At 23.4% G+C, this 2,823-nt stretch carries 3 protein-coding genes and 1 pseudogene; all 4 read right to left on the reverse strand.

From position 1 onward, the window contains the following. Positions 1 to 5: 5 nt before the first annotated feature. A complete protein-coding gene (locus tag Q4A58_RS07985) occupies positions 6 to 464 on the reverse strand; it encodes a hypothetical protein (RefSeq protein WP_303118148.1) in 459 nt (152 codons plus the stop codon). Between the two features lie 40 nt (positions 465 to 504). Then, complete coding sequence (locus Q4A58_RS07990) at positions 505 to 705, reverse strand: hypothetical protein (RefSeq protein ID WP_303118149.1); 201 nt, start codon at positions 703 to 705, stop codon at positions 505 to 507. Between the two features lie 83 nt (positions 706 to 788). After that, on the reverse strand, positions 789 to 1,610 hold the full coding sequence (locus Q4A58_RS07995; RefSeq protein ID WP_303118150.1) for a phospholipase D-like domain-containing protein: 822 nt from the start codon (positions 1,608 to 1,610) through the stop codon (positions 789 to 791). A 27-nt stretch (positions 1,611 to 1,637) separates the two neighbouring features. After that, positions 1,638 to 2,823 (reverse strand): annotated as a pseudogene (locus Q4A58_RS08000) (single-stranded-DNA-specific exonuclease RecJ); the annotation flags it as partial.

The raw sequence follows: 2,823 nt of genomic DNA on the forward strand, positions 1-2,823 counted from the left end.
AAAAATCAGCCGATTGGAATAGATTTTTTAAAAATCTCCAATCGGCTTTTTTTATCATTTTTTATAAGTTGTAGTTTTTCTTTGTTAGATAGTAAGAAAATATTAAAGTTGTCTTCATATCCATTATAAAATCTAAATAGCTTTAAAGGTTCAAAATGTCCTTCATATTTTTTATCAGCCTCTATAAAATCAAATTTGGAATAAAAATAACTGCTAGTCCCATAAGGAAATAAGAATAATATAATTTTATGTTTGTCAGCTAATTTTACAATTTTTTTCATTGCCTTAGTGCCAAAATTGCTTCTAGCAGGGCTAGCATGAAAATTAGAAATATAAATGTAATTTCCTGGTAAATTAGAGTAGACTTTATCTTCAGAAAATTCTATTTCAACTTCTGGAATATTAATTTTTTCCAACTCATCTCTAAATTTTAAAAATTTAGATCCTTCATATATTACTCTCATATTCACCTCCTGTTAAAATTTATATTACTTTAAAATTATTTTAATACCCTTTCTTACAAGGTACATATCCTCTAGCTTCAGCTTTAGAACGCTCAATAGGGATAATTTGCTTTGCTCTAGCTAATCCAGGACAATTTTTGCTGGGGTGATATTTTTTACCAGTAGGTGTAATATAGACAATTTCTGTAAATGTAGATACTGATAAAATTAAAAATATTAATAGCACAGATAATTTTTTCATTTTTGTTTCTCTCCTTATTAGCGTAAAGTTTATTAAGTTACATTCTATATTTATTTTTGATATGTAGATATTTATAAAAAAAATTAAATCTTTTTTTCAGCCTCATGAATTTTAATCATATTGATAAATATATCTGCATTCTTTCTAGCAAATTCTCCACTATTAATAATTTCTACCGTTTCATAATTCCATTGAGTTTTTTCTTCCCAATTAAATGAAAAGCAGATAGTTGTTTTAAAATCTATAATACAAAATCCTTTATTCATTATATTTTTAAATAAAATTTCTGGTTTAAGTTTAATTATTTCAAAATGTTTATAATCTTTTTTCTCTTGAGGATTAATATCATTTTCAGCTATAATTACTCTTATATTTAAACCTTCTTTTTTCTTTTTTAATAATTCCTCAATCAATTCTAAATCATTAAAATTTAATATTGAAAGCCAAATACAATAATTTGCTTTTTTGATGCAATTCATAATTTGAGCCTTAATATCTTCAAAGTTTTCATCTTTATTATTATTTTCCTCTAGCTGTTCCCCTTTAATCTTATAGTTTCCATTTATACTTTCCAATCTATATCCTTCATGAGTTATAATATTATTAATTTCATCTACTATAATAGCTAAATCGAAATCTGAACTTATATATAATCTAGGGTCTACTATAAGTTCTATTAATCTTTTTAGTCCCCTTGTGTTATTCAATTTAAAAAGTATAGTTTCTGTATAATTTTTTCTTGAAAGCTCTCCTGAAAAAGATACATTAAGATTATTATAACTATTTTTTAAACTAATTTGACTAAAAATTTGATCTAATTTAGAAATATTTAGATATGGAGTATAACCACAGTCACCAGTTATTATGGGTATCAATGTTCTTATAGCCATCTCACTTAATTTCATTTTTATCCCCTTTAAGATTTTAAAACTTTAAAAGTTAATTTTTATATCCTCTGTTGCAAAAATTTTTAAGCCCTTATTGAGATTATTTAAGATATCTATTTTTTTCTCATTACTTAAAAAATAATGATAAGTCTCTATTTTTGTAGAGATGTCTGAGTAAGGTATAAGTGTAACATTTTGCGGAATTTCATAATTATCGACAATTTTTACAAAATTTTGAAGTTCTTGATCTACTTCACTAATTATAAGAATATTTTCAGATTTAATTTCTTTTATTTCATCCAGATTTTTAAAATTATGAAAAATATAGAAATCTTTATTTTTAGAAGAATCATTTATAGCAATACTAAGACCTTTATGTTCAGCATATAAAGAAATAGTGTTTATAATAGTGTTAACTCCTCTTCCACGTTCAATAATTGCAAGAGTTTTAACTTGTTTTTTAAAAACACTAGCTAGTACTTTTTTTTGGATACTATTATAATTGAATTTGCCTAAAAGATGATTTTTAATATCAATAAAAAGTTGATTTTCTTTTAGAGCATAGGAATCAAAACTATCATCTCTAAATATTTCCAAATGGAGATTTAAATTTTCTGTTTTTATTATTTTCTCTTTTAATTTTACAGAAAATTTATAATTAAAATTCTTATTTAAATCATTTAGAAATTTTACGATATTCTCATCTAAATTACTGATAATTGTTCTCTCTTTTAATAGATCTGCACCACCATAGTCATTGAATTTTAATTTTAAATTATCGTCTACATCATTTCTTCTAGTATATGCAATGGTTTTTATAGGAAATTTAATATCCTTACCATTTTTTTTAAATTCATCTAAAAAATTTTTATTTTCCTCAGAATTTTTTATATCTTCGATCTGCAATTTATAAATATACCTATCTTTAAAAATTTCTAGCTTTAATTTAAAGGCAACATCAATTCTTTTTGCATTTACAATTAAATCATAGTAATCTCCGCCGCTAAAAAAAATACAATTTTTAAAAGTATAGCCATCTTTATGCAGATCAAAAATCAAATGTTCAGTACTATTTTTTGTGAAACGAAGATTAGAATAATTACAATTTTTAAATGCAAAAATAGGAATATGATTTTTAGAGCCAAAAGGCTCTAAGATCTCAAGCTGTTTTAAGAAATCATAATTTATTTTATATGGCTCTAAAATTTCAGTAATTTCTATTTTTTTATTA

The sequence above is a fragment of the Fusobacterium sp. genome (assembly GCF_030528405.1).
GTDB lineage: Bacteria > Fusobacteriota > Fusobacteriia > Fusobacteriales > Fusobacteriaceae > Fusobacterium.

Bases quoted from the DNA above. Each gene is read 5' to 3' on its own strand.
- Q4A58_RS07985 (WP_303118148.1), bottom strand. From the start codon at position 464: ATGAGAGTAATATATGAAGGATCTAAATTTTTAAAATTTAGAGATGAG.
- Q4A58_RS07990 (WP_303118149.1), bottom strand. From the start codon at position 705: ATGAAAAAATTATCTGTGCTATTAATATTTTTAATTTTATCAGTATCT.
- Q4A58_RS07995 (WP_303118150.1), bottom strand. From the start codon at position 1,610: ATGAAATTAAGTGAGATGGCTATAAGAACATTGATACCCATAATAACT.